The organism is Sphingomonas bacterium (assembly GCF_903643065.1).
GTDB lineage: Bacteria > Pseudomonadota > Alphaproteobacteria > Sphingomonadales > Sphingomonadaceae > Sphingomonas.
In genome coordinates this window covers 1-3,232 of record NZ_CAHJWX010000355.1, presented here as the reverse complement: position 1 = coordinate 3,232, position 3,232 = coordinate 1, and the positions used below count along the sequence as shown (strand labels likewise).

Annotated in this window: 3 protein-coding genes, 1 tRNA gene and 1 pseudogene; 3 read left to right on the top strand and 2 right to left on the bottom strand. The window is 72.7% G+C overall.

Annotated elements, in window-relative coordinates:
• Positions 1-6 precede the first annotated feature (6 nt).
• From HUU95_RS11935 to HUU95_RS11925, 3 genes are all read left to right on the top strand, one after another.
• On the top strand, positions 7-150 hold the full coding sequence (locus HUU95_RS11935) for a DUF1465 family protein (protein ID WP_302480124.1): 144 nt from the start codon (positions 7-9) through the stop codon (positions 148-150).
• A gap of 108 nt (positions 151-258) precedes the next feature.
• Positions 259-334, top strand: a tRNA-Lys gene (locus HUU95_RS11930).
• Between the two features lie 112 nt (positions 335-446).
• On the top strand, positions 447-1,151 hold the full coding sequence (locus HUU95_RS11925) for a DUF6445 family protein (RefSeq protein WP_174280305.1): 705 nt from the start codon (positions 447-449) through the stop codon (positions 1,149-1,151).
• 3 nt (positions 1,152-1,154) lie between these two features.
• On the opposite strand, the gene HUU95_RS11920 is transcribed toward HUU95_RS11925, so the two are convergent.
• Together HUU95_RS11920 and HUU95_RS11915 are read right to left on the bottom strand one after the other, a co-directional pair.
• Positions 1,155-2,648 (bottom strand): tryptophan halogenase family protein, encoded by a 1,494-nt coding sequence (locus tag HUU95_RS11920; RefSeq protein ID WP_254602773.1) that lies wholly within the window; start codon positions 2,646-2,648, stop codon positions 1,155-1,157.
• Positions 2,633-3,232 (bottom strand): annotated as a pseudogene (locus tag HUU95_RS11915) (hypothetical protein); the annotation flags it as partial. The pseudogene HUU95_RS11915 and the gene HUU95_RS11920, both read right to left, overlap by 16 nt.

Genomic DNA, 3,232 nt, shown 5'->3' with positions numbered 1-3,232 from the left:
GACGGGCTGCCGCTCGGCGCGCTGGCGCTCGTGCGGGCGAGCGAGGACCTGCACCGCCGCGTCGCCCGCCTGGACAAGGCCCAGACCGCCCCCGACCGCGCTGCCAGTCCCGTGCAGTCGATGCACGAGCGGCTGGCGATGGCATTCTGATCGCGACGGGCCGCCAGGGGGTCGATCGGGGTTTGCAATCCCGGCGCGGGGTGCTAACGGCGCGCTTCCCGATCGGGGGCGTCCACCGGGGCGCCCGTCACCGATCATGGACGCATAGCTCAGTTGGTAGAGCAGCTGACTCTTAATCAGCGGGTCCTTGGTTCGAGCCCAAGTGCGTCCACCATCTTTCGCAAGACGTACCCGGCGCACGGCCTGGCCTTGCTTCATCCGGCCGCTCGCTCCACGCTGACCTTCCGACATATGGTCGATCGGGGTCGGGCACCGACGGAGCACGCATGGCGACACGCACTCTCCATTCGATCGGACGCGAGGCCTGTCCCCTGCTCGTCGTCGACGACCTCGGGCCGGAGCCGACGCTCGTCGCCGACATCGCGGCGGCGCTCGGGCCGTTTCCCGCCGCCCGGGGCAATTCCTATCCGGGGCTGCGCCGGACGATCCGGCCCGACGACGGCCCGGCGGTGGGCTATGCGCGCGACCTGCTCCGCGGCCTTGTGCCGGCGATCAACGAGGGGTTCGGCGTCGACGGGTTCGACCTGCTGATCGCGAGCTTCTCCCTTGTCACCGCGCGGCCCGACGCGCTGGCGCCGATCCAGCGCGCGCCGCATTTCGACTCGGCCGATCCGCTGATCCTCGCCGTGCTCCACTATGTCGGCGGGGCGGAGGGCAGCGGTACCGGCTTCTATCGTCAGCGGTCCACCGGCATCGAGCGCGTGACCGGGCGCAACAACGCGGCCTTCATGGCGGCGGCGCAGGCGGAAGCGTCGGGCTGGCACGGCTATATCGGCGGATCCACGCCCTCTTTCGAGCAGATCGGCGCGGTTGACGCGGTGCCGGGCCGGGTGATCGTCTATCAGGGCAGCCTGCTCCACTCGGGCCACATCCCTGCGGACATGAGCTTCAGCGACGATCCGCGCGTCGGCCGGCTGACCGGCAACTTCTTCGTGCGCGGCCGCCCGCGCGCCGCTGCCCGCGCCGGCTGATCCTCAGGCCGGTTCCAGCCGCGGTATCCTCGCCGCCGCGTCCGCGATCGCCCGGCGCACGCCGGCGAGCTGGGCACGGTTCGCGCCTTCGTCCATCACGTCGAGCAGCGGGTTGTAGTCGCCGGCGCGCACGCCCTGGCCGGTCATCACCGCGAACCAGCTCGCGTCGCGGAACAGCTCGTCGGGCGACAGCATGATGCGGCCCGAGCGGCGGAACTGGTCGAGCTTGTAGCGCAGCGTGTCGGGGATCGGCATAGCCTGGCAGTGTCGCCATAGCGGCTCCGTCCGCCCGCGCGTCAGGTGGTAGTGGAGGATGACGAAGTCGCGCACCTCCTCGATCTCGCGCGCCGACACGCGGTTGTATTGCTCCGCCAGCAAGGGGTCCGCATCGTCGCGCGGGAACAGCGACAGCAGCTTGCCGATCCCGCTCTGGATCAGGTGGATGCTGGTCGATTCGAGCGGCTCTAGGAACCCCGCCGCCAGGCCGATCGCGACGACGTTGCCGACCCAGGCGCGTCGGCGGCGGCCCGGCACGAAGCGGATCAGCCGCGGCTCGGCGCCGGGCGGCGTCTCCATCGCCGCGACCAGCCGCTCGCGCGCCGCCTCCGGCTCCTCGAACCGCGTGGAGAAGACATAGCCGTTGCCGACACGGTGCCTGAGCGGGATGCGCCAGCGCCAGCCGGCCGCATCGGCGGTCGCCTGCGTATAGGGGGTCGCGGCGGCTTCGGGCTCGGACGGCGCGGCCCAGGCGGCATCGCAGGGCAGCCAGTGGGACCAGTCGTCGTATCCCGCCTTCATCGTCTGCTCGATCAGCAGCCCGCGCAGGCCCGAGCAGTCGACGAACAGGTCCCCGGGAACCGTGTCGCCGCGTTCGGTCGCGAGCGCGCGGACGTGGCCGCCGTCGCCGTCGCGGTCGACCCGCGCGACCTTGCCCTCCACCCGCACGACGCCCCGCGCCTCAGCCAGCGCGCGCAGGTGCGCGGCGTAGCGGGCGGCATCGAAGTGGAAGGCGTGGCCCAGCGTGGAGAGCAGCGAGCGTGGATCGCCCACGGGCTTGGCGAACGCCCGCGCGCGCGCGACCTGCGTGGTCAGCGAGAACGCCTCGATCGGCGCGTCCTCGCCCGCCAGCCATGCGCGCGTGAGCCGGTGCGGGAACATCGCCGCGTCGCCGGGCGCGCCATAGGTGCCGAACGGGTGGAAATAGGCGCTCCCGTCGCCCTGCCAGCCACGGAACTCGATCCCCAGCTTCCACGTCGCGCCGGTGTCGGCCATGAACCGCCCCTCGTCCAGGCCGACGAGCGTGTTGAACCAGTGGATCGTCGGGATGGTCGCCTCGCCGACGCCGACGGTGCCGATCTCCTCCGACTCGATCAGCGTGATCGCGATGCCGGTGCTCGCGAGCGCCTTGGAGAGCGCGGCGGCGGTCATCCAGCCGGCGGTGCCGCCGCCCAGGATCACGACGCGGCGGACGGGGCCCATGCTCAGCGCCCCCCGCATCCGGCGACGCCGACAGGACGCTTCACGGCGAGGTAGACGGTGCTCCAGAGCTGCGCCGCGTTCGACTCGTCCGCGTCGGCGCCGCTCGCCCCGAACGGCGCGATCCGATAGCCGCCGTCGGCGTAGCGCCACGACCACAGTTCGGAGCTTTGCACGCCGCGCCCGGCGTCGATCGCGGTCCACAGCCCGGCCTGCGCCGACCGCAGCCGCGCACAGCTCGCGACCGGCAGGTCGGCGCGCGCGATCTGCCGCGCGAACCCTGCGGCGGCCACCGCCTGCTGCCACGACCAGACGACCGCGCCGTGATAGGCGGCGGGCGAGAAGCGCGCCTGGAGCGCCGGGCTCGCGAAGACCGGGTTGGCGACCAGCATCCCGATGCCGGTCATCAGCCCCGCCGGGAACGGCCGCGCGATCGTGTCCGCAGCGATGCCCAGCGCGTCGGGACCGGGCATGCCGAACAGCAGCGCGAAGCCCTCGTCGGAATGGAGGACCGGCACCGGCCGCCCCGCCGCGTCGAGCGCGATCGCGTTGTAGCGGATCGGTTCACCCGCCGCCGCGGCCAGCGCCGGGCCCGCGGGCACCCC